We start from the raw sequence: 23377 nt of genomic DNA on the forward strand, positions 1-23377 counted from the left end.
ATTCGTGTGTGAGGAGCTGTCAATTTTTCATACATTGACAATGAACTTCGCTAGGTGAAATGTTAGACGTGTCGCTGAACATACTCGGCGGCTCGCACCCTCGAAAGGAATCCCATGACGGGACAGACCACGCCCCTTCCCGAAGACCTGTACCGCCGCCTGGGATCGCTACCCGCGGCCAACGTCGGTGACGTGCTCGACCGCCTGTACGTGGCCGAGGCCGCCATCTCGACCGTCTGGAAGGGCGCGAAGGTGGTGGGACCGGCCTTCACGGTGATGACCGCCGGGGGCGACAACAAGCTCATCCACGAGGCGATCGACACCGCGGCACCCGGTGACGTCCTCGTGATCGACGGCCAGGCGGTCACGCACAGGGCCCTGCTCGGCGACCTCATGGGCAGACGCGCCAAGGCCCGAGGGCTCGCCGGGTTCGTCGTGGACGGAGCCATCCGCGACGCCGACGACCTCGGCGCCATCGGCTTCCCGACCTGGGCGCGCGCCGTCACCCCGGCCGGCCCCTACCGTAACGGCCCCGGCCTGCTCCAGGTGCCGGTCTCCGTGGGCCGTGTGGTGGTCAACCCCGGTGACGTGATCGTGGGCGACGACGACGGGGTCACCGTCATCCCTCGACACCGTCTGGAGGAGATCGTCGCGGCGGCCGAGGCCAAGCACGCCGGCGAGGAGGAGGCTCGGGCCAGGATCGCCGCCCTGTAGCATTTGCGGGACATCCAGCTCCAGAGTCTGAGGGGTTCCGCAGTGGCCACAGAGTCGTCGGGTCAGCCCACGGTGCGCAGTGTGGAGCGTGCCCTCGACGTCCTGGAGGCCCTGGAGCGCAGCGAGACTCCTCTGCGTCTGGTGGACCTGTGCCGCCTGGTGGACCTGCATCCGGCGACCGTGCTCCGGTCGCTGGCGGTACTCCAGCGCAGAGGCCTCGTGGTCGCGGAGAACCAGACCTACCGCCTGGGTGTGGCCGTGCTGCGCATGGCCCACGGGTTCCTGGTCAACGACCGGCTCACCCGGCAGTCCCGGCCCGTCATGCAGAGTCTGACCTCGGTCACCGGGCTGACCTCCTCCCTCTACGTGCGCAGCGGTTTCGAGCGCGTGCTCGCGGCGCGGGTCGACGGCAGCCCTCAATTGCACTACCAGGTTCCGATCGGCCGCTGGTTCCCCCTCTACGTGGGGTCCGGCAAGGTCATCGCGGCCCACCTGCCCAAGGACGAGCGGGACGCCGTGGTGGCGATGTCGGAAGGGTGCGCGAACGCCTCGGGAGAACCGCTCGATCCCGAGCGGGTGCGCCGGGAACTGGAGGACATCGACAAGGACGGCTACAGCCTGACCATCGGTGAGCGCGACGTCGCCGTCGCCGCCGCGGCCGTCGCCGTCACCGGCCCGACCGGGGAGGTGCTCGCCGCCCTCTCCGTCTCCGGGCCTTCCGAACACACATCCCGGGACCGCCTGCGTCAGGCCGTCCCCGAACTCCGAAGAGCAGCCTCCGCCCTCAGTGGGCGGCACCCCCTTCCGTGATCCGGCCCAGCGCCCGACCCCGTATCGGGAACGCCGCCCGCCGGACCACGGCGGAGCGGCGACCGGACCGAGCGGGCGCACTCGTGCGCGGTCCCGGCCCGTCGTCGGCTCCCACACGACGAAAGGTCACCATGCGCATCACCGTCATCGGCCTGGGTGAGGCCGGAAACATCTACGCCACCGCGCTCGCCGGAGCGGGCCACGAGGTCACCGGCTTCGACCCCGGCCCCACGGACACCCCCGAGGGCGTCCGGCGCGCGGAGTCCGCCCACGAGGCCGTGGCCGGGGCGGGCATGGTGCTGGTGCTCACCTCCGCCTCCGTCGCTCCCGCCGTCGCGGACAGCGTGCTCGGAGCGCTCGCCCCGGACACCGTCTACGCCGACCTCACCTCCGCCACCCCCGACGTCATGAGGTCTCTCGGCGAGAAGGTCCAGGCCACCGGGGCCCGGTTCGCCGACGTGGCCATCCTCGGCCCGATGACGATCGGAGGAGCCGCCACCGCCCTCATCGCCAGTGGTCCGGGCGCCCCCGAGGTCGCGCGGGTGTGCGCGTCCCTGGGCGCCGACGTGGAGGTCCTGCCCGGAGAGCCGGGCGAGGCCACGGCGCGCAAGCTCCTGCGCAGCTCCCTGATGAAGCCCCTCGCCTCGGTGGTGTGCGAGGCCGTCGTGGCCGGTAGGGCCGCGGGGGCGGAGGAATGGGTGCGCGAACAGGTGGCCTCCCAGCTCACGGGGGGCGCGGAGCTGGTCGACCGCTTTCTCAGCGGGACCGTCAAGCACGCCTCCCGGCGCAGTGAGGAGGTGCGGGCCACCGCCGAATTCCTCGATTCCCTCGGCGTCCCGAACGAGATGACGACCGCCTCGGAGCAGACCCTGCGCAGACTCGCCGTCAACGGCGAGCAGGGTTGACGGAGACCCCGGACGGATCATCCGTCGTCGACGGACGCGCTCACCACGGCCGCACTCGCCGGGTGAGCCGGCCGTCTCTCGTGTTTCACGGACGGACATCTCCGGGCAACACGGCCTTCCTACCCTCGGTAGGGTCGACAGCCGTCGAGTAGGAAGGCACCGGACGTGACCTCTGAGACAGGCCGACGCGCGCCGCGCGCGGTCGGGGACCGGATCTCCCACTGGGACCCCGAGGACCGGCGGTTCTGGGAGGGGACGGGGCGCCACGTGGCCCGCCGCAACCTCTGGGCCTCCATCGCCTCCGAGCACATCGGCTTCTCGGTGTGGAGCATCTGGTCGGTGCTCGTACTGTTCATGATCCCCGAGCACGGCTTCTCCACCACCCCCGAACAGAAGTTCCTGTTGCTGTCGGTGGTCACCCTGGTCGGCGCCGTCCTACGGGTGCCCTACACCCTGGCGGTGCCGGTCTTCGGCGGACGCACGTGGACCGTCATCGCGACCTTGGCGCTCATCGTCCCCACGGTCGCCGCGTTCTTCCTCGTCCGGAACCCCGACACCCCCTTCTGGCTGCTCCTGGTTTTGGCCGCCACCGCCGGTGTGGGCGGCGGAAACTTCTCCTCCTCCATGGCCAACATCAACTCCTACTTCCCCGAGAGGGAGAAGGGGTGGGCCCTGGGACTGAACGCCGGTGGCGGCAACATCGGGGTCGCCACCGTCCAGCTGGTCGGCCTGACCGTCATCGCCCTGTTCACCACATCGGCGGGCCACCTGGTCCCGCTCTTCTATATGCCCTTGATCCTGCTGTCGGTCTGGTGGGCCCACCGATCCATGAACAACCTCGTCCACCCACGTGGTGAGACGGACGCTCACCTGTCGGCCGTCCGCGACCCCCACTTCTGGATCATGTCGTTGCTGTACGTGGGCACCTTCGGCTCGTTCATCGGCACCGGTTTCGCCTTCGGTCTGCTGCTTCAGGCCCAGTTCGGCCTGGAACCCGTCCATGCCGCGGGGATCGCGGTCCTGGGCCCGGTCGTGGGTTCCCTCGTCCGCCCGGTCGGAGGAAGACTGGCCGATTCCCTGGGCGGGGCCCGCGTCACGCTGTGGGTGTTCACCGCCATGGCCGCCTGCGCCGCCGTGCTCGTCCTGGCCGTTCAGACCGGTCGGGCACCCCTGTTCATCGGGACGTTCGCGGTGATGTTCACCCTCACCGGACTGGGCAACGGCTCCACCTACAAGATGATCCCCTCCATCCACGCGGCCCGCGCCGAGGACGCCGTCGCCGCCGGTGAGCCCCGGGACCGGGCCCTGGCCCGCGCCAAACGCGTGGCCTCCTCCATGCTCGGCCTCATCGGCGCGGTCGGCGCTCTGGGGGGCGTGGGCATCAACGTCGGTTTCCGCGAGTCCTTCGCCGCGACCGGTTCCACCGCGCCCGCCTTCCTCGCCTTCGGCGCCTTCTACCTTCTCTGCGCGCTGGTCACCTGGGCCGTGTACATGCGTCGCCCCGCGCGCCCCGCCCTCGCCGTCGAGAACGTCGGGGCCACGGCCCGATGACCATCACCCACTGCCCCTACTGCGCGCTCCAGTGCGCCATGCGCCTGGAGCGGGGGCCGGAGGGACGTCCGGCCGTCCGCCCGGCCCCCTTCCCCACCAACCGGGGCGGACTGTGCCGCAAGGGATGGACCGCGGCCGAGGTCCTCACCGTCCCCGACCGGCTCACACGCCCCCTGCTGCGGAAGGACCGCGACTCCGATCCGGTCGAGACCGACTGGGACACCGCCCTGGATCACGTCGCCGAACGCCTCATGGCCCTTCGCGCCGCGGCCGGCCCCGACTCCGTCGCCGTCTTCGGCGGTGGCGGCCTGACCAACGAGAAGGCCTACACCCTGGGCAAGTTCGCCCGCCTGGCCCTGGGGACCTCCCAGATCGACTACAACGGCCGCTTCTGCATGTCGTCGGCGGCGGCCGCGGGCAACCGGGCCTTCGGCCTGGACCGGGGCATGCCCTTCCCCCTGACCGACGTCGCCGAGGCCGACGTGGTCCTGCTCGCCGGGGCCAACCCCGCCGAGACCATGCCGCCGATGATGGGACATCTGTCCTCACCCGCCCTCATCGTCATCGACCCGCGTCGCTCGGCCACCGCCGAGGTCGCCCTCGATCGGGGCGGCCTCCACCTGGCGCCCCGTCCCGGCACCGACACGGCCCTGGCCCTGGGGCTACTGCACGCCGCACGTGTACAGGGCCGGTGCGACGAGGAGTACCTCGCCGAACGCACCACCGGGTTCGACGCCGCCTGGGAACACGCCGCCGCCTGGTGGCCCGAACGCACCGAACGTGTCACCGGCGTACCCGCCGCCGACATCCGTGCCGCCGCCGACCTGCTGGGCCGGGCCGCCCGAGACCACGCCGCCTACATCCTCACCGGGCGCGGCACCGAACAGCACTCCAAAGGGACCGACACCGTCTCGGCCTGGATCAACCTGGCCCTGGCCCTGGGACTACCGGGCCGTCGGGGCTCGGGCTACGGGTGTATCACCGGTCAGGGCAACGGCCAGGGCGGACGCGAGCACGGCCAGAAGGCCGACCAGTTGCCCGGCTACCGGCACATCGAGGACCCCGAGGCCCGTGACCACGTGGCCCGGGTGTGGGGTGTGGAGCCCGACTCCCTGCCCGGCCCGGGGCGTTCGGCCTTCGAACTCCTCGACGCCCTGGGCACCCCCGACGGGCCACGCGCCCTTCTGCTGTTCGGCTCCAACCCCGTGGTCTCCGCCCCCGATTCCGCGCGTGTACGTGCCCGCCTGGACGCCCTGGATCTACTGGTGGTGGCCGACTTCGTGCTCTCGGAGACCGCCGCCATGGCCGACGTGGTCCTGCCCGTGGCCCAGTGGGCCGAGGAACGCGGCACCATGACCAATCTGGAGGGGCGGATCCTACGCCGTGAGAGGGCCACCGCCCCGCCCGACGGGGTCCGGACCGACCTGGAGGTCCTCTCCTCGCTGGCCGCACGACTGGGACAGCCGGCCGATCGCTTCCCCACCGACCCCGACACCGTCCTGGCCGAACTCGGACGGGCCTCCGCCGGAGGGGCCGCCGACTACTCCGGGGTCACGCCCGAACGTCTGGCCGACGGTCAGGCGCTGTACTGGCCGGTGCGCTCACCCGAGGAGTCCACACCCCGTCTCTTCCTGGACTCCTTCGCCCACCCCGACGGACGCGCCCGCCTCGTCCCGGTCGACCATCGGCCCCCCGCCGAGGAGACCGATCCCGACCACCCCCTGGTGGCCACCACGGGCAGGCTGATGGGCCACTACCAGTCCGGGGCCCAGAGCAGGCGTGTGGCCGAACTCGACGCCGCCGAGCCCGAGGTGTACGTGGAGGTGCACCCCGCCACCGCGGCCCGTGTCGGGCTGGCCGACGGGGATACGGCACGGGTCGTCTCCCGGCGTGGGCACACCCTCGCCCGCGTGCGTCTGACGCCCACGGCCCGCCTGGACACCGTCTTCCTGCCCTTCCACTTCGCGGGCGAACAGTCCGCCAACAACCTCACCCATCCGGCGCTGGACCCCACCAGCCGTATGCCCGAGTTCAAGGTCAGCGCCGTGCGTCTGGAACCCGCCCCGCCGGACCGGAACGGCCGAGGCGTTCCGGAGGAGACCGGCGCCCCCACACCCGGAGGTCACGGTTGAACACCCTCCAGAACACCTCTCCCCGCCGGATCGTGGTCGTCGGCAACGGCATGGTCGGTGCCCGTTTCGCCCAAGAGGTCGCCCGTCTGGACCCGTCCGGAGAACACGTGCGGGTGAGCGTGGTCGGAGCGGAACCCCACACCGCCTACAACCGGGTCCTGCTCTCCGGTGTGCTCGCCGGGGACCACACCGCCGAACGGATCCGGCTGCCCGTACCCGATGGGCCGGGGATCACCGTGCGCACCGGTACGACCGCCACGGACCTGGACACCCGACGACGCGTCCTCACCCTGGACGACGGTTCCCGCCTGCCCTACGACGAACTCGTCCTGGCCACGGGGGCACGCGCCGTGCTTCCTCCGGTCCCGGGCGTGCGCGCTTCGGAGGGAGGACCGGGGGAGGGAGTGGGCGTCCTCCGTGACCTGGAGGACTGTCGGCGTCTGATCGCGATGGCCCGCCCCGGCGCTCCCATGGTGGTCCTGGGCGGAGGGGTCCTGGGGCTGGAGATCGCACGCGGCCTGGTGGGCCGAGGGGTACGGGTCTCGGTGGTGGAGGCCTCGCCCTGGATCATGTGCCGCCAGATCGACCGAGCGGCCGCGGACATCCTGGCCGACCGTTACGCCGCCCTGGGCGTGACGGTCCACTCCGGTCGGACCGCCGTTCGCTGGACCCCCGGCTCCGGACTGGAACTGGACGACGGCCGGATCCTGCCCGGCGACGCCCTCGTGGTCGCGGCCGGAGTGAGAGCCGACACCGACCTGGCCGCCTCCGCCGGGATCGAGGTCGATCACGGTGTCGTGGTGGACGACCGCATGGCCACCTCCGACCCGCGTGTGCACGCCATCGGAGACTGTGCCCGCCATCCCGGCGGCGGGGCCGGGCTCGTCCAGCCGGGTTGGGAACAGGCCGCGGTCCTGGCCGAACGCCTGACCGGCACCGCACCGCACGCGACCTACACCGGAGCCCGACCGCTGACCCGCCTCAAGGCCGAGGGCATCGAACTGACCGCGTTCGGCCGGGTCCACGAGGAAGAGGGCTCTCCGAACGCGGAGACGGTGACGATCAGCGACCCCTACGGCGGCCGCTACGCCAAGCTGGCCGTCCGTGAGGAGAAGGTGGTGGGCGCGGTACTGCTGGGCTTCCCCGAGGCCGCCGCCACCCTGGCCGGACTCTACGACACCGGCGACCCGGTGCCCTCGGACCGGCTGGCCCTGCTCCAAGGAGCGCCCCTTCCCACCTCGGGTCTTCAGGAGGCACGGGACGCGCCGGTGTGCCGCTGCAACGCGGTCGGCCGTATCGAGATCGAACAGGCGTGGCTGGACGGGGCCCGCACCCGAGAGGACATCGCCGAACGCACCCGCGCCACCACCGGCTGCGGTGGATGCGTGCGCGAGGTACGGGCCGTGCTGGAGGGGATGCGCAGCGCCCCGGCGGGGTGATCCGTCGGGATCGCCGCCCCGCGACCGCGCGCCCGGGGCCGGCCCCGCCGTGACGACACGCCCCCGTGACATCACAGGCCCTCGAACCGCGGTGACGGCACAACGAAACGACCGCGTCACACGCGGCCGACCCGACGGAAACACGCGAGAGGTTGTCTGGGATCCGTCCGCCCCCGTAGCAGGAGGAGCCGCGCACACCATGGAAGAGATCGTCGTCGTCGGCAACGGCATGGTCGGCCACCGCCTCGTCGAGGCCCTCCGTGACCGTGACACCGATCGTCACCTGCACGTCACCCTCGTGGGAGAGGAACCCCGCACCGCCTACGACCGGGTGGCCCTGTCCTCCTACTTCGACGGTGCCGACGCCCACGACCTCTCCCTGGGAGATCTCTCCGGCCCCACCGTCGACGTGCACGTCGACGAACGCGTCACCGCCATCGACCGCGACGCCCGCACCGTGACCACCGCCCGCGGCCGTGGGCTGCGCTACGACCGTCTGGTCCTGGCCACCGGATCCACCCCCTTCGTGCCGCCCGTCCCCGGCCACGACCTGCCCGGCTGCCACGTCTACCGCACCATCGAGGACCTGGACGCCATCATCGCCTCCGCCCGCGACGCCCGCACCGGCGTGGTCGTCGGCGGTGGGCTCTTGGGGCTGGAGGCCGCCAACGCCCTGCGCCTGCTGGGTCTGGAGACACACGTGGTGGAACTCGCCCCCCACCTGATGCCCGCGCAGATCGACCAGGGGGCCGCCGCGCTGCTGCGCGCCCTGGTCACCGATCTGGGCGTCCACGTCCACACCGGTACCGCGTCGACGGCCATCGAGGCCTCCCCCCAAGGGAGGGCGGCCGGCCTGGTCCTGGACGGAGGAGACCGCCTGGACACCGACCTCGTCGTCTTCTCGGTCGGCGTCCGTCCCCGCGACGATCTCGCCCGCGCGGCCGGGCTCCGGATCGGCGAACGCGGCGGCGTCGTCATCGACGACACCTGCACCACCGACGACCCCCGCATCCACGCCATCGGAGAGGTCGCCGAGCACCGCGGCACCGTCTACGGCCTCATCGCCCCGGGCAACGCCATGGCCGAGGTCGTCGCGGACCGTCTTCTGGGCGGGGAGGCCGTCTTCACCGGAGCCGACACCTCGACCAGGCTCAAACTCCTGGGCGTGGACGTGGCGAGCTTCGGCGACGCCCACGGCCGTACCCCCGGGGCCCTGGACGTGGTCGTCAACGACGCCGCGGGCGGCCGCTACGCCAAACTCGTGGTCTCCGACGACGCGGGAACCCTGCTCGGCGGCGTCCTGGTCGGCGACGCCTCGGCCTACTCCGCCCTGCGCCCCCTGGTCGGTTCCCCCCTCCCCGGCGACCCGCTCTCCCTGATCACCCCCGAGGGCGGGGCCGACCTGGGCGCCGACTCCCTGCCCGACCACGCGCAGATCTGCTCGTGCAACGCCGTCACCAAGGGCGCCCTCTCCCGGGCCATCGCCGATGGAGACCATGACGTCCCCGCTCTGAAGGCCCGTACCGGGGCGGGCACCAGCTGCGGCTCGTGCGTGCCCATGCTGAAGCGGATCCTCGCCCGGTCCGGCATCGAACAGTCCAAGGCCCTGTGCGAGCACTTCACCCGTTCGCGCGCCGAACTCGTCGAGATCGTCCGCTCCACCGGCGTCTCCACCTTCTCCGCGCTGATCGCCTCCCACGGCACCGGACACGGATGCGACGTCTGCAAACCCGCCGTCGCGTCGATCCTGGCCTCACTGGGCAACGGTCACATCCTGGAGGGCGAGCAGGCCACCCTCCAGGACACCAACGACCGCTACCTGGCCAACCTCCAGCGCAACGGCACCTACTCGGTCGTACCTCGGATCCCCGGCGGCGAGATCACCCCCGAGCGGCTCATCGTCATCGGCGAGGTCGCTCGCGACTTCGGCCTGTACACCAAGATCACCGGCGGGCAGCGCATCGATCTCTTCGGCGCCCGCCTCGAACAGTTGCCCGCGGTCTGGGCGCGTCTGGTGGAGGCCGGTTTCGAATCCGGACACGCCTACGGAAAGGCCCTGCGCACCGTCAAGTCCTGCGTGGGCACCACCTGGTGCCGCTATGGCGTCCAGGACTCGGTGGGTCTGGCCATCCGCCTGGAGGAGCGGTACCGGGGCCTGCGCTCACCCCACAAACTCAAGTCCGCCGTCTCCGGATGCGCCCGGGAGTGCGCCGAGGCCCGAGGCAAGGACTTCGGGGTGATCGCCACCGACCAGGGGTGGAACCTGTACGTGGGCGGCAACGGCGGCTTCACCCCCCGCCACGCCGAACTCCTGGCAGGCGACCTGGACGAGTCCACCCTCATCCGCTACATCGACCGGTTCCTGATGTTCTACGTGCGCACCGCCGACCGGCTTCAGCGCACCGCGCCCTGGATCGAGTCCCTCGAAGGCGGCCTGGACCACCTGCGCGACGTCGTGATCGACGACAGCCTCGGGATCGCCGCGGAACTGGAGGAGGCCATGGAACGCCACGTGGCCTCCTACACCGACGAGTGGGCCGCCGTCCTGGCCGACCCCGAGAAGCTCTCCCGGTTCGTCTCCTTCGCCAACGCCCCCCACGCCCCCGACCCCACCATCGACTTCACCACCGTCCGCGACCAGCCCGTGCCCGCCGGCGCGTCCGTGGACCTGGGCATGCCCGCCCGTCGACCCCAGGAAGGACCACGATGATCACCGCCACCGTCCAGCCGACCACGACCTGGATCGACGCCTGCCCCGCGCACCTGCCGGGGGTCGAGGACGGAGTGGCCGTCCTGCTCCCCGACGGACGCCAGGCGGCCCTGTTCCGCACCCGTGACCATCGCCTGTACGCGGTGGACAACATCGACCCCTACACCGGGGCCGCCGTCATCTCCCGAGGTATCGTCGGCGACCGGGCGGGGGAGCCCACCATCGCCTCGCCCATGCTCAAGCACGTCTTCTCCCTGTCGACCGGGCGCAGCCTGGACGACGAGCACACGTGCCTGACCACCTGGCCCGTACGACGGAGAGGCGCCACGGTGCAGATCGCCGTCCGCACCGAGGAGGGGACCCCGTGAGCACGGTCCCCACCACCCTCGACGACACCGTCTCCGCGAGCGGGTCCACGCCCTCCGGTCCACTGACCGGTTTCACCGTGGCCGTGACCGCCGCCCGCAGAGCCGAGGAGATCGGCGCCCTGCTACGCCGCAAAGGGGCCCGGGTCGTGTCCGCCCCCGCTCTGAGCATCGTCCCGATCAGCGACGACCGACGCCTGGCCTCGGTCTCCGACGAACTCGCCCGTCGCCCCGCCGACATCGTCGTGGCCACCACCGGCATCGGCTTTCGCGGTTGGATCGAGGCGTGCGAGACGTGGGGCGTCGCCGACCGGCTCCTGACCGGGATGCGCGGTTCACGTCTCCTGGCCCGAGGCCCCAAGGCCCGCGGTGCCCTCCGCGCGGCCGGTCTCACCGAAGAGTGGTCACCGAACTCGGAATCCTCCGCCGAGGTCCTGGACCACCTGCTCGCCCAAGGTGTCCGAGGCCTGCGCGTGGCGGTCCAGCTGCACGGTGAACCGCTGCCGGACTTCACCGCCGCACTGCGCCTGGCCGGGGCCGAGGTGATCGAGGTCCCCGTCTACCGCTGGGTCGAGCCGGAGGACACGGCCGCCCTGGACCGTCTCATCGAGACCGTCGTCTCCGGGGGAGCGGAGGCCGTCACCTTCACCAGCGCCCCCGCCGCGGCCGGACTGCTCGCCCGGGCCCACGCCACCGGCCGCCGGGCCGACCTGGTCCACGCCCTGCGCGGCGACGTCCTGGCCATGTGCGTGGGGTCGGTCACCGCCCGCCCGCTCGTGGCGCACGATATCCCCACCGTCCGGCCCGAACGCGCGCGCGTCGGCGCCCAGATCCGCAGGCTCGCCGAGGAGTTGCCGGCCCGGTACCCCACTCTGGAGGTGGCCGGGCACCATCTCCAACCGCGAGGTCACGCCGTCCTGGTCGACGGCGTCGCCCGCACGCTCTCTCCCACACTGATGCGCGTCATGAGAGCTCTGGCGCATCGCCCCGGGCAGGTCTTGGACCGGGCTCGGCTGCTCACCTGCCTGGGCGAGGACGCCGACGCCCACGCGGTGGAGGCCGCCATCGCCCGACTGCGCACCGCCCTGGGCGACCCCCGGATCATCCGGACCGTGGTCAAGCGCGGCTACCGGTTGGCCCTGGACGCTCCCGACCGCGACCTCTGACCCCGACACCGGGAAGGGCGGGGCGGGTGACGGCGCGCCCCGCCCCGCCCTTCCCGGACCCTCAGTCGTCCTCGGACTCCGGCTCCTCCGGCGCGAGGTAGTTGCAGATGAAACCGAGGACACCGAAGGTCGCCGCCGCGCCGACGCTCGGCACGAACAGCAGGTCGGAGGCGCCGGTCACCCAGTCCGGACGTTGGGTGAGGACTCCGGCCATCTGTCCCAGGACCAGGAGCGCTCCTAGTGCCAGGCAGCAGACGAGACCGACCTTGAACAGCGCGCGGACCACGCCGAAGGTCCGGGGCTTGAGAGCGAGCATGGTCATACCCCCAGGACCGGAAGGACGCCCCAACCGATCAGACAGCCGATCAGGAAGATCGGGATCATGTAGTAGACGATGAGCGGCAGGAAGGTGCTCTCCGGCCGTGCCCCGGTCAGACCCGCGGCGACGAAGATCGAGCCGGAGGCGGGAGGGGAGGCCCCTTCGGTGGAGGCGAACACCAGGATCGCGATGATCGCGAGGAGAGGGTCGACCCCCACGCCGACCAGCGCGAGGAAGGAGATCTGACCGACCGCCGTCAGGGTGGCCGTGGACGAGAGCGGACCGGCGACCAGGGTGATCACCAGGCCGACGACGACCACCATCACGGTGGAACCGACGGGCAGGGACTCCAGGATGACGTTGACGTCCTCCGCCAGGCCCAGGCGCCCCAGGATCTCGCTCGCGGCGATCGCGAAGAACAGCAGGGCGCCGATGGTCGCGAACTTCGGCAGGGCGCCGTCCAGAAGACGGGACCAGCCGCGCACCGTCCGCGGGAGACGGTCCCGACCGGCGATGAGCGAGAAGCCGATGATGAGGATGGGGATCCAGGTCAGCAGGGAGATGTCGCCGACCGCGTCGCCCAGTGGCGTGGCCTCGGTGAGGTAGGTGGCCAGGGGGCCCACGGTGACGGCGATGGGGATGAGGGCGCCGAGGAAGATCGTCAGCGCGCCGGCCCCCTGACGCAGCGACGTACGCATCGGCACCAGGTCGTGCTCGTCCACCCTGGGGACACCGTCACGGCGGACGAAGTACGTGACCAGACCGATGCGCAGCAGGATCTGGTACAGCCCGGCGATCAGGAGACCCAGATACACCTGGCCGGTGGTGACCATCCCTCCGGCGAAGCCGATCATGATGACCATCGAAGCACTGGGTGGCAGAGCCGCGCCCATCCCGCCGTTACCGGCGAGCACGGTGGCCGCCCGCGTGGGGGTCCACCCGGTGCGCACCATCCAGGGGCCGGTGAAGGAACCGCTGGAGGCGGTGTTCGCGGAGTTGGACCCGGACAGGGCCCCGAAGACGGCGGAACCGGCCGTGTCGATGAACGCGGGGCCGCCCCGGAGGCGTCCGAAGGCGGAGTTGAGGATGGCCAGGATCTTCTGGATCAGCCCCGTCGTGTCGATGAGGTAGGCCATGAACACGAAGGCCAGGGCGGCGTAGAGCACGTCGTGGGTGAGGGCGTCGGCCAGCCCTCCCAAGAGGTACTCCGGGGCCCGTGTTCCGGCGAACAGGGCGGTGACCACGAGTCCGAGCAGCATGGCCTCGCCCATGTTCCGCTTGAACACGACGTTCCACACGATGATCACGGCGATGAACGCCGCGAGGGCTAGTAGCGCGATCGGCATGGGTCGACTTTCGGTGGAGGGGAACTCTGGTGCCCGTGGACGGGCGATGTGTCGCTTCGGGGGAGCGACCGGGTGGGGGAGGGGATCGTCACGCGCGTTCCCTCCGAATCGCCTCGCGGCGCTCGGCCTCGTCGGCCAGGACGAGCCGGGCGGCGACAAGGGTCCGCTCGGCCTCCAGGCGGGGCACGACGAACACGCCGTCCCCGTCGGCCACCACGATGTCCCCCGGGGAACAGACCGCGCCGCCCACCGCGATGGTGTGACCGATGTGGCCCGGCCCGTCCTTGTAGGGCCCCGCGGGAGAGATCGCGGCGGACCAGACGGGGAAGCCGAGTTCGCGCAGTTCGTCGGCGTCGCGGACCGCTCCGTCGATCACCATCCCGCGCACCCCCTTGTTGATGGCGCGTTCGGCGATGAGCTCTCCCAACAGCGCCCGGGAGTCGTCGCCCCCTCCGTCCACGACCAGGACGTCGCCGGGGCGGGCGACGGTCAGCGCCTCGTGCAACGCGCGATTGTCACCGGGCCGTGTCCGCACCGTCAGGGCGCGCCCCGACAGCCGGGCCCCGGCCCAGACGGGCCTGATCCTGGAGGACAGGAAACCGAGCCGGTCCCGCGCGTCCCCGATGGCGGCGGTGGGGATCGTCGCGTAGGCGTCGATCAGCCGTTCGTCGGGGTGGTCGGTCACACGCGCCAGGTACCGGTGACGGTCGGCCGCGCCCGTGCTCACCGGGGCCTCCACACGGAGTTCGTCCAGCAGGGCGATGCTGGCGTCCAGCTCCTGGGAGCGCCGCACGGCGTGCAGCCGTGTCCCGTTGTCCAACCGCTCGAGCGCGGCGGTCCCGTCCGTGAGGGCGGCGGCCACCTGCTCGCGCATCCATTCCTCCTCGCCCGCCGCGCGTCCGGCGTCCAAGGCCTCGGTGATCAGCGCCCCCAACCCCTTCATGAACACGCTGCGCAGCAGCTTGCGCCCCGACGCGGCGCCCACGGTCTCGCCGATCGGCTCGGCGTTCGCGCCCACGACCCGGAGCATCCGAGCGGCCTCTTCGGCCGCGGGGCCCGCGAGGAGGATGTCGACCTTCGACCCGAACTTGACGACCGAACCGATGAGGGCCCCGTCGACCACGCGGGCCGCACCATCGACAGTACGTGCCACATCCGTCTTGACCTGCGGTGAGGCCGCGTTGAGGTCGATGTAGACGGCGTCGGACCGCAACGCGGGCGCGGCTTCACGGGCGACGGAGACCGCGTGGGCGGCCGTGGCCAGGCTCAGGACCACGTCCGCCCCGGCCACCGCCTCCGCGGTCGAAGAGGCCCGATCGACGCCCTCGGGGGTCCGCACCGTGCTCGCGGGGTCGAAGCCGATGACCAGTTGACCGGCGGCGGCGTAGGCCTCCGCGAAGATCGCGCCGGCTTCGCCCAGTCCCAGAACGGCTACCTTCATCATGCACCAGCTATCATTGAGTGATAGTTTATCTTGTGGATTGATAGGGAGTGTGACCTGTGGCTCTCTCGGCTGTCAACCTCCCGGAAACCCCTCCGCTACCTTGGAGGGAACGGAGGCGAGCCGGATCGCCGTATTCCACGGGCTTGGAGGTCATCGCCCGGGGCGAGGAAATCCTCAGAAGAAAACGAAGAAGGGGTGACGAGGCGAGCATGGGCGCCGGAGGCGGAAACCAGGGACGCACGCTCGACCGTGCGCTGGACGTGCTCGAATGCCTGGAACGCGCGCGCGGTCCGCTGCGGCTGAGCGACATCGCCAGGGAGACCGACCTGCACCTGGCCACCACACAGCGGACGGTGAACCAGCTCGTGCGGCGTGGCTACGTCCAACAGGGGCGTCTGGGGTACTCACTCGGCCCGGTGGTGCTGGGGCTGGCGCACGGCTTCGTGGTCAACGACCGGATGAGCACGATCGCCACGCCGGTGCTCACCGAGCTCTCCGCGACCACGCGGCTGACCTCCTCCGTGTTCGTCCGCTCGGGGGACGAACGCATCCTCGTCGCCCGTGTCAGCGGAGCCGACCCCCTCCGCTACCAGTTCCCGATCGGACGGCGCGTGCCGCTCGACGTCGGTGGTGGGAAGGTGCTGCTCGCCGCCTGGCCGGACGAGGAGATCGAGGACTACGTTCGCCGTTTCCCGGAGGTCGCGCTGGCCTCGGGTCGGGTTCAGGGGGAGCGGGCCCTGATGGAGGACATCCGTAGGGTGCGCGAGAACGGCTACCACCTCTCGGAGTCCGAGCGGGAACTGGGCGCGCTGAGCCTGAGCGTGCCGGTGTACGACGCCGACAAGGAACTCGCCGGGGCGCTCAACCTGGTGACGACGACCGACGTCACCAGCGCGGAGGAGCTGCTCACCTGGTTGCCCGAGCTGTCACGGGGGGCCGGGGCCATCGGCGCTCGCATCTGAGCCGGCCGCGCGGTCCGAGTCCTCCCGGCGGGGGAGCGGTGCGCCCGGCTCGGACCCCGGGAACGACGAAGGCCGGGATCCGTGTGGATCCCGGCCTTCGGCCTTACCTGTGGGCGATACAGGACTCGAACCTGTGACCCCTACCGTGTCGAGGTAGTGCTCTAGCCAACTGAGCTAATCGCCCCTATGGAAATGTGGTGCGCATGGAGCCGGAGACGGGAATCGAACCCGTGTGCAGGGATTTGCAGTCCCTTGCCTCAACCACTCGGCCACTCCGGCTGGAGGCACGGGGGGCCGAGCGGCACCCATGCGTGCCTTTCTCCGAGCGGACGACGGGATTCGAACCCGCGACCCTCACCTTGGCAAGGTGATGCTCTACCAGCTGAGCCACGTCCGCGTGTGGTACGGGATCTCTCCCGTCCCTGGATCCTACCGTGTCGCCGAGGCGATCGTGTTCGGACCCTTCGAGCGGACGACGGGATTCGAACCCGCGACCCTCACCTTGGCAAGGTGATGCTCTACCAGCTGAGCCACGTCCGCGCGGCGAGTGTTCCGTGGCCTCCGGTTCTTCCCGGTGCCGCGTCCCTCGCTGCGTTAAGAACTCTAGCGGATCTTCGGGCAAGTGCGAAATCGACTTCCCCACGGGGTTCCGTGCCCTGCCGTGGCGGACCGTCGAGGTCCACCGCGGCGGCAGGGGCGGATCCCCGCGCGTGCGTACGGAACGAGGATCAGTTCTCCGCCTGCGCGGGGGTGGAGGGCATGTCCGGCCGGGGTGGGGCGGACAGGTACTGACCGACGCGCTCGATCACCTTGTTCATCTCGTAGGCGATCAGGCCCACGTCGCTGTCGGCGTCCGACATCAGGGCCATGCAGGCACCCTCGCCGGCGGCGGCCACGAAGAGGAAGGCGCGGTCCATCTCGATGATGCTCTGGCGGATGTCGCCCGCGGAGAACTGCCGACTGGCCCCTCCCGCGAGGCTGTGCAGTCCGGAGGCGATGGCCGAGAGGTGTTCGGCGGCGGGGCGGTCCAGGCCACTGGAGGTCGCCATGAGGAGCCCGTCGGTGGACAGGACGATGGCGTGCTGAGTGCCCGATGCGCGAGTCAGGAGGTCGTCCAGCAGCCAGCTGAGTTCTCCGCGGGCGGTGCTCGGTTGGGTCATGTCTCTCTTTGCTCTGTCGGAGGCGGGGCCTTGTGTGTTCTGGAGCGCGTGCTCTGCGGGACGTTCCGGGGAGGTCACCGTCGTGGGGGTACGGCCACCGGTCCCGCATAAGCGTTGCCCAGATGATAGTCATTCGTAACTTATCTGTCCGGCCATCGTTCGTGGGACGGGGCGGAACACCGGCGTGTTCCGGTGTCCGGACCAGCGAGAACGGGGTCGCGAAAGACGGTGCGGAGAGGCCTCGCGGCCGGTGCCGGTCACAGGTCTTGTCAGGGGGGACGGCGCCGGGTAGGGCCCGGTTCGGGGCATCTCCCGGCGGGCACCCGCTCCGAAGTGGCAGGATTCGAGGATGACACCGGCCCGACCAGGGCTCTTGAGAGTGGGGGTTGCAATGAGGGTGTGGATCGCCGGAGCCGGCCATGGGCGTGGCGCGGTGCTGGAGGAGAAGGACGCGCTGATTCCGGTGGTCGACCACGGCGTCACCGTCGGGGACGGTGTCTTCGAGACGGTCCGGGCGCGGAACGGGCGTCCGTTCGCGTTGACCCGGCACCTGAAGCGGCTGGCGCGTTCCGCGACCGGCCTGGGCATGGACGAGCCGGACCTGGAACTGATCGCCGACGGCGTCGCCCGGGCCCTGGAGGCCAACGCTGAGGTGACCGACGCCCGTGTGCGCATCACCGTCACCGACGGGACCGGGCCGCTGGGTTCGGGCCGCGGGGAGGGGGAGCAGACCATGATCGTGGCGATGTCGCCCTTCCCCGGGATCGCCCCGCACACGACCGTGGCGCTGGCTCCGTGGCCGCGTAACGAGTTCGGGGCCCTGGCGGGGCTCAAGACCACCTCCTACGCCGACAACGTGCGCGCGCTGGCCTACGCGAGCGAGCGGGGCGCGAGCGAGGCGATCTTCCGCAACATCTCGGGGAACCTGTGCGAGGGCACCGGCAGCAACGTCTTCGTGGTGCTGGACGGCCGGCTGGTCACCCCGCCGCTGTCGGCGGGGCCGCTGGCCGGCATCACCCGCGAGCTGGTCCTGGAGTGGTTCGGCGGCGAGGAGGAGGACGTTCCCATGGAGCGTCTGCCCGAGATCACCGAGGCGTTCCTGACCTCCACCGGGCGCGACGTACAGCCGATCCTGGCCATCGACGACCGGACGGTGTCGGCGGAGCCGGGGCCGATCACGCTCAAGGCGATGGCGGTGTTCGCCGAGCGTTCCGCGGACGACCAGGACCCGTGACCGGGGTCCTCGGGAACGGGAACGAGTGAGGGGACGACGCCCAGGCGTCGTCCCCTCACTCTTCCGCCGATGTGTCGGTGCCCCGCTCGCGCCGCCCCACGGGGGTGCCGGGCTCCGTTCCACTCCCTAGGAGTGGAGGTGCTGCTGGATCTCCTCGTCGAGGTCGACGAAGCTGCCCTCCTGACCGGCCGGGACGATCTCGTAGGTGCGGTGGAGGAACTCGGCGAGGGGGGAGACCTGGGTGTCGAACTCCGCCTGACCGAAGGGAGAGGAGAGGGAGATGCTCACCGAGCGCTCTCCACCCTCGCTCTTGGAGGGCCACACCCGGACGTCGCCCTCGCCGACGGGGCGCACGATGCCCACGGTGAGGAGCTCGCGGGCGAAGATCCACTCGACGGGGCTGTCCTCGCCGGTGTGGAAGGCCACGCGGATCGCGTACGGGTCGTCAGCGCTGTAGTCGAGTCGCGCGACCAGGGGAACCGCGGTGCGCTCCGGGACCACGAGTCGCAGGCCCAGCTCGGCGGTGGCAGTGATATCGCTACTGTTCATGTTCGCCAAACCTTTTCTCGTCCGGCCCAGGCGTTCCTGGGGCGCCGGCCGGTTGCCGTCTCACTCGCTCCAACGCGCTTGTCCGCGGATCATGACGTGAGTACGGAGACTTTCTTGGTCGGTGGGACCGGAGGTCTCGCTGCCCGCCCAGCGGGCCCAGCGCGCCGCGGGGCGGCACCACGATCCTTCGTCACTGTAATGACCAGGGGAAACCAAAGATTTCCCCATGATGGGTGGCCCGTGTCACGCGGAGGTCAACTCGTGGTCGTCCTCGGAGGGGTCGTGAAGCCGGGAACTCCTACTCATCGCGGGGATCAGGGGCGTCCGTGGAACTCCAATGGGGGTCTTCATGTCGGTAATGTGACCTCGGTCACGTCTCTTCGGGGGCGGCTCGGTGGTCGAGTTGCGAGGCACCCTCGAACATGCGCTAGAGTTCTACATGTCAGGCCGACGAGGCCGGACGGGGGCCCAGGCCCGAGGGGCGATTAGCTCAGTTGGCTAGAGCGCATCGTTCACACCGATGAGGTCACTGGTTCGAGTCCAGTATCGCCCACCTCGAAGAGGGAGCGGATCCGATCGTTACGGATCCGCTCCCTCTTTTTTCGTTTCGGTCGTCTCAATGCCGGGCAACGTGCGACTTTGCTCCACGGCCCCGATTTCGGCGGCCACCCCCTCCGGGAAAGGTCCCGCCTATTCGTCGAGGGTCCGTCCACGTCGCGCGGCCCGCCGGCGGCGCATCCGCCGCAGATGGTCGTCCTTGGTCCGAAGTGCCCACCGTTCGGCGCGCAGGGTCCAGACCTTGGCAGGATGGAGGAGGCGCCGGGCCCAACGGAACTCGGTACTGAGGATGAGCAGCCCCAAGAGGATCGAGGCGATACCGGGGCCGGGGATCACCAGCATGACGATCCCGGCGACGACGACCACCGCGCCCACCGTCCCGACCAGGATCCGCCAGGGCAGGTGCAGCACCGGGTGGGTGTGCATGCGTCGGCGGAAGAGCCTGAGCCGCGCGCGCAGCCTCCTCCACCGGCGTACCCGGGTGCGGTGCCGGTGGGATGTCTCCGTCGCTGGAGGTCCGTCTGGAGGACTCGGTGACATGCGCTCACAGTATTCGGTCGTTACATCTGATGGCATTCGGGTCACGAACTCGGTGCGGCGTCGGATGTCTGCCGATTCTCACCGATCTCGTGGTGCGGATCAATGCCCTGAGGAAAAGACCGGAAGATCACGAAGAGTCCGGTAGGTCCTTGGTGGAGGCCCCGCCGCCAGGGCTTCGAAGGGCCTCGGAGCACCTCGTCCCCCCGGCCCGGATCGCCCCGATTCTCCGACCGAATCACGGGTTTCCGTTCTGGATTCCCACCCCGACGGACCCCGAGCGGCCGATGGGGGGATCGTCCCCGGGCCCTGTGGACGACGGGGCGACCTCATCACGGAGCCGATAGCATCGGTGACGAAACACCAGGCCGCCGTCACCGGCGGCCGGTGCGTATCCATGACATCGACGTATCCCTGGGAGTCACCGTGTCCGCCGCGTCTGAGCTGCATATCACCCTCGCCGGAACCTCGCGTGCGGTGGCGGCCACGACCACCGCGGGCCAGGCACTGGAGGCGGACGGCAAGACCGTGATCGCCGCCCTGGTCAACGGTGAACCCCGCGACCTGGCCCTGGAGCTCTCCGACGGTGACACCGTCGAGCCGATCGCGATCGACTCCGAGGAGGGGCGGGCGATCCTGCGCCACTCCACCGCGCACATCCTCGCCCAGGCCGTGCAGGAGCTCTTCCCCGAGGCGAAGCTGGGCATCGGCCCGCCCGTCGAGAACGGCTTCTACTACGACTTCGACGTCGCCGAGCCCTTCACCCCGGCCGATCTGAAGAGCATCGAGAAGAAGATGCAGCAGATCATCAAGCAGGGGCAGCGCTTCGACCGGCGCGCGGTCTCCGACGACGACGCCCGCGCCGAGCTGTCCACCGAGCCCTACAAGCTGGAGCTGATCGGTCTCAAGGGCGGGGCCGCCGAGGCGGCCGACGGCGCCTCCGCCGAGGTCGGCGCCGGCGAGCTCACCATCTACGACAACGTCCACCCGCGCACCGGCGAGCTGTGCTGGAAGGACCTGTGCCGGGGCCCGCACCTGCCCACCACCCGGGTGGTCCCGGCCTTCAAGCTCATGCGCACCGCCGCCGCCTACTGGCGCGGCAAGGAGACCAACCCGCAGCTCCAGCGGATCTACGGCACCGCCTGGGAGAGCAAGGACGCGCTCAAGGCGTACCTGACCTTCCTGGAGGAGGCCGAGAAGCGCGACCACCGCAAGCTCGGCTCCGAGCTCGACCTGTTCTCCATCCCGGACGAGATCGGCTCCGGACTGGCCGTCTTCCACCCCAAGGGCGGCATCATCCGCCGGGTCATGGAGGACTACTCGCGCAAGCGCCACGAGGAGAGCGGCTACGAGTTCGTCTACTCGCCGCACGCCACCAAGAGCACGCTGTTCGAGAAGTCGGGACACCTCGACTGGTACGCGGACGGCATGTACCCCCCCATGCAGCTCGACGGCGGTCAGGACTACTACCTGAAGCCGATGAACTGCCCGATGCACAACCTGATCTTCGACGCGCGCGGGCGCTCCTACCGTGAACTGCCGCTGCGCCTGTTCGAGTTCGGCACCGTGTACCGGTACGAGAAGTCCGGCGTGGTGCACGGCCTGACCCGCGCCCGCGGCTTCACCCAGGACGACGCCCACATCTACTGCACAAAGGAGCAGATGGCGGGCGAGCTCGACTCGCTGCTCACCTTCGTCCTCGATCTGCTGCGCGACTACGGCCTCGACGACTTCTACCTGGAGCTGTCCACCAAGGACCCGGAGAAGTACATCGGCGAGGACGAGGTCTGGGAGGAGGCCACCGGCATCCTCCGTCAGGCCGCCGAGAAGCAGGGCCTGGAACTGGTCATGGACCCGGGCGGCGCGGCCTTCTACGGCCCGAAGATCTCCGTCCAGGCCAAGGACGCCATCGGCCGCACCTGGCAGATGTCCACGATCCAGGTGGACTTCAACCTGCCCGAGCGCTTCGACCTGGAGTACACCGCCGCCGACGGCTCCCGTCAGCGTCCGGTCATGATCCACCGCGCCCTGTTCGGCTCCATCGAGCGGTTCTTCGCGGTGCTCCTGGAGCACTACGCCGGCGCCTTCCCGGCCTGGCTGGCCCCGGTCCAGGCGGTGGGCATCCCGATCGCCGACGAGCACGTGCCCTACCTCCAGGAGATCGCGGCCAGGCTCAAGGCCGAGGGCATCCGGGTCGAGGTCGACGCCGGAGACGACCGGATGCAGAAGAAGATCCGCAACGCCCAGAAGCAGAAGGTGCCCTTCATGCTGCTGGCCGGTGACGAGGACATCAGCAAGGGGGCCGTGTCCTTCCGCTACCGCGACGGCTCCCAGAACAACGGCGTCCCGATCGACGAGGCGGTCGCCGAGATCGTCGCCACCGTGCGCGAACGCCGCTGACCGCGACGGTCCCCTGAAACCACGGAGCGCCCGTTCCCCCTCGTGGGGGCGGGCGCTCCTCGTGTTCTCCAGGGGGTCAGTTCCGCTCCCGGCGGTCGCGGGGCGCGGGGTCCTCCTTGAAAAGATCCTCGCGGGAGATCTGCGCGGTGGCGTCGGGGTCCGCCGTGGTCTCCTCCTCGTCGTCGCGGAACAGATCCGCGCGCGAGATGCGGTGCGTGGCGTTGGGGTCGCTCATCGGGTCCTACTCCTCGTGGTTCGGGCAAGGCGGATTTTATCGGGACCACACCGGGTGGCCGAACGTCCGGGTGCGTGCGCCGGGGGTAGTCGTGTCCGGGCTCAGGAACCGGCGGTGTTGAGCCCCCACGCCCGGCCGGGGATCCGGTCGACCAGATCGATCAGATAGTCGGCGGCGGTCAGGGCACGGGCGGGGTCGAGTCGCATCGGCGCCCAGGTGAGGACGTGCCCGCCGGAGAAGCGGACCGGGAGCGACCGGGAACGACAGTCCGACAACAGCCACGCGACGGTCCCCCGGGTCAGGACGGCGCGGGCGAAACGCTCGTCGTCACCGCTGGTGTGAAAGGCCCCGGCGAAGGCGCGGTCGATCTCCTCCGGTTCTCCGCGATCGTCGAACGACACGGTGCGGGACAGATCACGGCGGTGGATCTCCAGTTCCGCGCCCGGGCCGGGCGCGCGCACCGCCACGATCCGGTGGGGATGCGGCGCGGGACCCTCCCCTCCCCGGCCGGAGGGGCGGTCGAGCTCGAACAGGGTGACCAGGTGGCGGCCGCGTCGGCCGGTGAGCACGTGGCGTGCCCGGACGCCGGGGGCGCGAAGTTCCCGGGGCAGGGTGGCGTCCGCCAGCGGGGAAGGGTGCTGTTCGACGTAGTCCCAGTCGTGCTCCCGGGCCCATCCGCGCAGCTCGGCGACCCGCTCCTGGCGAAAGTGCGCGGCGACCGTGATCACTCCGGCGGACACCACCACGGCGACCAGGGCGATCAGCGGCAGAGCGCCTTCCATCCGGTGTCTCCTCCGGTGGGGAACGTGTGAGGGCCGGTGGACCCGTGCGAGGCGTCGTG

The 23377-nt window shown here is 70.6% G+C and carries 20 protein-coding genes and 5 tRNA genes; 13 read left to right on the forward strand and 12 right to left on the reverse strand.

All coding sequences use genetic code 11. The features are described 5' to 3' along the window. The first annotated feature begins 114 nt into the window (after positions 1-114). The 9 genes from D451_RS0114765 (at position 115) to D451_RS0114805 (ending at position 11792) form a co-directional block, all read left to right on the forward strand. On the forward strand, positions 115-714 hold the full coding sequence (locus D451_RS0114765; RefSeq protein ID WP_014908729.1) for an RraA family protein: 600 nt from the start codon (positions 115-117) through the stop codon (positions 712-714). Between the two features lie 42 nt (positions 715-756). Then, positions 757-1524 carry an IclR family transcriptional regulator gene (locus D451_RS0114770; RefSeq protein ID WP_026125085.1) on the forward strand — a complete coding sequence of 256 codons (768 nt, stop codon included), beginning with the start codon at positions 757-759 and terminating at the stop codon, positions 1522-1524. A gap of 131 nt (positions 1525-1655) precedes the next feature. After that, positions 1656-2429: an NAD(P)-dependent oxidoreductase gene (locus tag D451_RS0114775; RefSeq protein ID WP_017535024.1), complete on the forward strand. Its 774-nt coding sequence runs from the start codon at positions 1656-1658 to the stop codon at positions 2427-2429. 165 nt (positions 2430-2594) lie between these two features. Further along, entirely contained in the window at positions 2595-3980 is a 1386-nt protein-coding gene (locus D451_RS0114780) for an MFS transporter (RefSeq protein ID WP_017535025.1), read from the forward strand. Continuing rightward, the gene (locus D451_RS0114785) at positions 3977-6112 is read left to right on the forward strand and encodes a molybdopterin oxidoreductase family protein (protein WP_017535026.1); all 2136 of its coding nucleotides are present in this window, start codon (positions 3977-3979) and stop codon (positions 6110-6112) included. Before D451_RS0114780 ends, D451_RS0114785 begins: the two co-directional genes overlap by 4 nt. Continuing rightward, positions 6109-7551: an FAD-dependent oxidoreductase gene (locus D451_RS0114790; RefSeq protein WP_017535027.1), complete on the forward strand. Its 1443-nt coding sequence runs from the start codon at positions 6109-6111 to the stop codon at positions 7549-7551. The genes D451_RS0114785 and D451_RS0114790 overlap by 4 nt, the downstream gene beginning before the upstream one ends. Before the next feature lie 199 nt (positions 7552-7750). Beyond that, positions 7751-10261 (forward strand): nitrite reductase large subunit NirB, encoded by a 2511-nt coding sequence (gene nirB / locus D451_RS0114795; protein WP_017535028.1) that lies wholly within the window; start codon positions 7751-7753, stop codon positions 10259-10261. After that, entirely contained in the window at positions 10258-10629 is a 372-nt protein-coding gene (nirD, locus tag D451_RS0114800) for a nitrite reductase small subunit NirD (RefSeq protein ID WP_017535029.1), read from the forward strand. The genes nirB and nirD overlap by 4 nt, the downstream gene beginning before the upstream one ends. Next, a complete protein-coding gene (locus D451_RS0114805; RefSeq protein ID WP_017535030.1) occupies positions 10626-11792 on the forward strand; it encodes a uroporphyrinogen-III synthase in 1167 nt (388 codons plus the stop codon). Before nirD ends, D451_RS0114805 begins: the two co-directional genes overlap by 4 nt. A 61-nt stretch (positions 11793-11853) precedes the next feature. Here D451_RS0114805 and D451_RS0114810 read toward each other — a convergent pair whose 3' ends face one another. The 3 genes from D451_RS0114810 to D451_RS0114820 all read right to left on the reverse strand — a co-directional run bounded on the left by D451_RS0114810 (position 11854) and on the right by D451_RS0114820 (position 14901). Next, on the reverse strand, positions 11854-12108 hold the full coding sequence (locus tag D451_RS0114810; protein ID WP_234305847.1) for a hypothetical protein: 255 nt from the start codon (positions 12106-12108) through the stop codon (positions 11854-11856). Positions 12109-12110: 2 nt separating this feature from the next. Then, positions 12111-13457, reverse strand: a complete 1347-nt coding sequence (locus D451_RS0114815; RefSeq protein ID WP_017535031.1) for a TRAP transporter large permease subunit — start codon at positions 13455-13457, stop codon at positions 12111-12113. An 88-nt stretch (positions 13458-13545) separates the two neighbouring features. After that, positions 13546-14901, reverse strand: a complete 1356-nt coding sequence (locus D451_RS0114820) for an RraA family protein (RefSeq protein ID WP_017535032.1) — start codon at positions 14899-14901, stop codon at positions 13546-13548. Positions 14902-15110: 209 nt separating this feature from the next. Here D451_RS0114820 and D451_RS0114825 point away from each other — a divergent pair, with 209 nt between their 5' ends. Beyond that, complete coding sequence (locus tag D451_RS0114825) at positions 15111-15863, forward strand: IclR family transcriptional regulator (protein WP_026125087.1); 753 nt, start codon at positions 15111-15113, stop codon at positions 15861-15863. A gap of 110 nt (positions 15864-15973) precedes the next feature. Here the strand turns inward: D451_RS0114825 and D451_RS0114830 are convergent. From D451_RS0114830 to D451_RS0114850, 5 genes are all read right to left on the reverse strand, one after another. Continuing rightward, positions 15974-16047 (reverse strand) — tRNA-Val (locus tag D451_RS0114830). A gap of 20 nt (positions 16048-16067) precedes the next feature. Further along, a tRNA-Cys gene (locus D451_RS0114835) sits at positions 16068-16142 on the reverse strand. A 45-nt stretch (positions 16143-16187) separates the two neighbouring features. Continuing rightward, positions 16188-16260, reverse strand: a tRNA-Gly gene (locus tag D451_RS0114840). Positions 16261-16330: 70 nt separating this feature from the next. Then, positions 16331-16403 (reverse strand) — tRNA-Gly (locus D451_RS0114845). A 188-nt stretch (positions 16404-16591) separates the two neighbouring features. Further along, positions 16592-17023, reverse strand: coding sequence for a roadblock/LC7 domain-containing protein (locus tag D451_RS0114850; protein ID WP_014913584.1), 432 nt, complete (start codon positions 17021-17023; stop codon positions 16592-16594). 391 nt (positions 17024-17414) lie between these two features. Between D451_RS0114850 and D451_RS0114855 the strand changes: the two genes are divergently transcribed. Next, positions 17415-18257 carry an aminotransferase class IV gene (locus D451_RS0114855; protein ID WP_014913098.1) on the forward strand — a complete coding sequence of 281 codons (843 nt, stop codon included), beginning with the start codon at positions 17415-17417 and terminating at the stop codon, positions 18255-18257. 126 nt (positions 18258-18383) lie between these two features. On the opposite strand, the gene D451_RS0114860 is transcribed toward D451_RS0114855, so the two are convergent. Further along, positions 18384-18806 carry an SsgA family sporulation/cell division regulator gene (locus D451_RS0114860; protein ID WP_014910549.1) on the reverse strand — a complete coding sequence of 141 codons (423 nt, stop codon included), beginning with the start codon at positions 18804-18806 and terminating at the stop codon, positions 18384-18386. A gap of 479 nt (positions 18807-19285) precedes the next feature. On the opposite strand from D451_RS0114860, the gene D451_RS0114865 reads away from it, so the two are divergent. Then, positions 19286-19359, forward strand: a tRNA-Val gene (locus D451_RS0114865). 137 nt (positions 19360-19496) lie between these two features. On the opposite strand, the gene D451_RS0114870 is transcribed toward D451_RS0114865, so the two are convergent. Then, positions 19497-19790 carry a PGPGW domain-containing protein gene (locus D451_RS0114870; RefSeq protein WP_017535033.1) on the reverse strand — a complete coding sequence of 98 codons (294 nt, stop codon included), beginning with the start codon at positions 19788-19790 and terminating at the stop codon, positions 19497-19499. Positions 19791-20327: 537 nt separating this feature from the next. On the opposite strand from D451_RS0114870, the gene thrS reads away from it, so the two are divergent. Next, the gene (gene thrS, locus D451_RS0114875; RefSeq protein WP_026125088.1) at positions 20328-22301 is read left to right on the forward strand and encodes a threonine--tRNA ligase; all 1974 of its coding nucleotides are present in this window, start codon (positions 20328-20330) and stop codon (positions 22299-22301) included. 76 nt (positions 22302-22377) lie between these two features. Here thrS and D451_RS28280 read toward each other — a convergent pair whose 3' ends face one another. Both D451_RS28280 and D451_RS0114885 read right to left on the reverse strand, forming a co-directional pair. Further along, positions 22378-22536 (reverse strand): hypothetical protein, encoded by a 159-nt coding sequence (locus tag D451_RS28280; RefSeq protein WP_014913300.1) that lies wholly within the window; start codon positions 22534-22536, stop codon positions 22378-22380. Positions 22537-22637: 101 nt separating this feature from the next. Then, positions 22638-23318, reverse strand: a complete 681-nt coding sequence (locus D451_RS0114885) for a hypothetical protein (RefSeq protein ID WP_017535035.1) — start codon at positions 23316-23318, stop codon at positions 22638-22640. Between the last annotated feature and the right edge of the window lie 59 nt (positions 23319-23377).

The organism is Nocardiopsis alba DSM 43377, assembly GCF_000341225.1.
Taxonomy (GTDB): Bacteria; Actinomycetota; Actinomycetes; order Streptosporangiales; family Streptosporangiaceae; genus Nocardiopsis; species Nocardiopsis alba.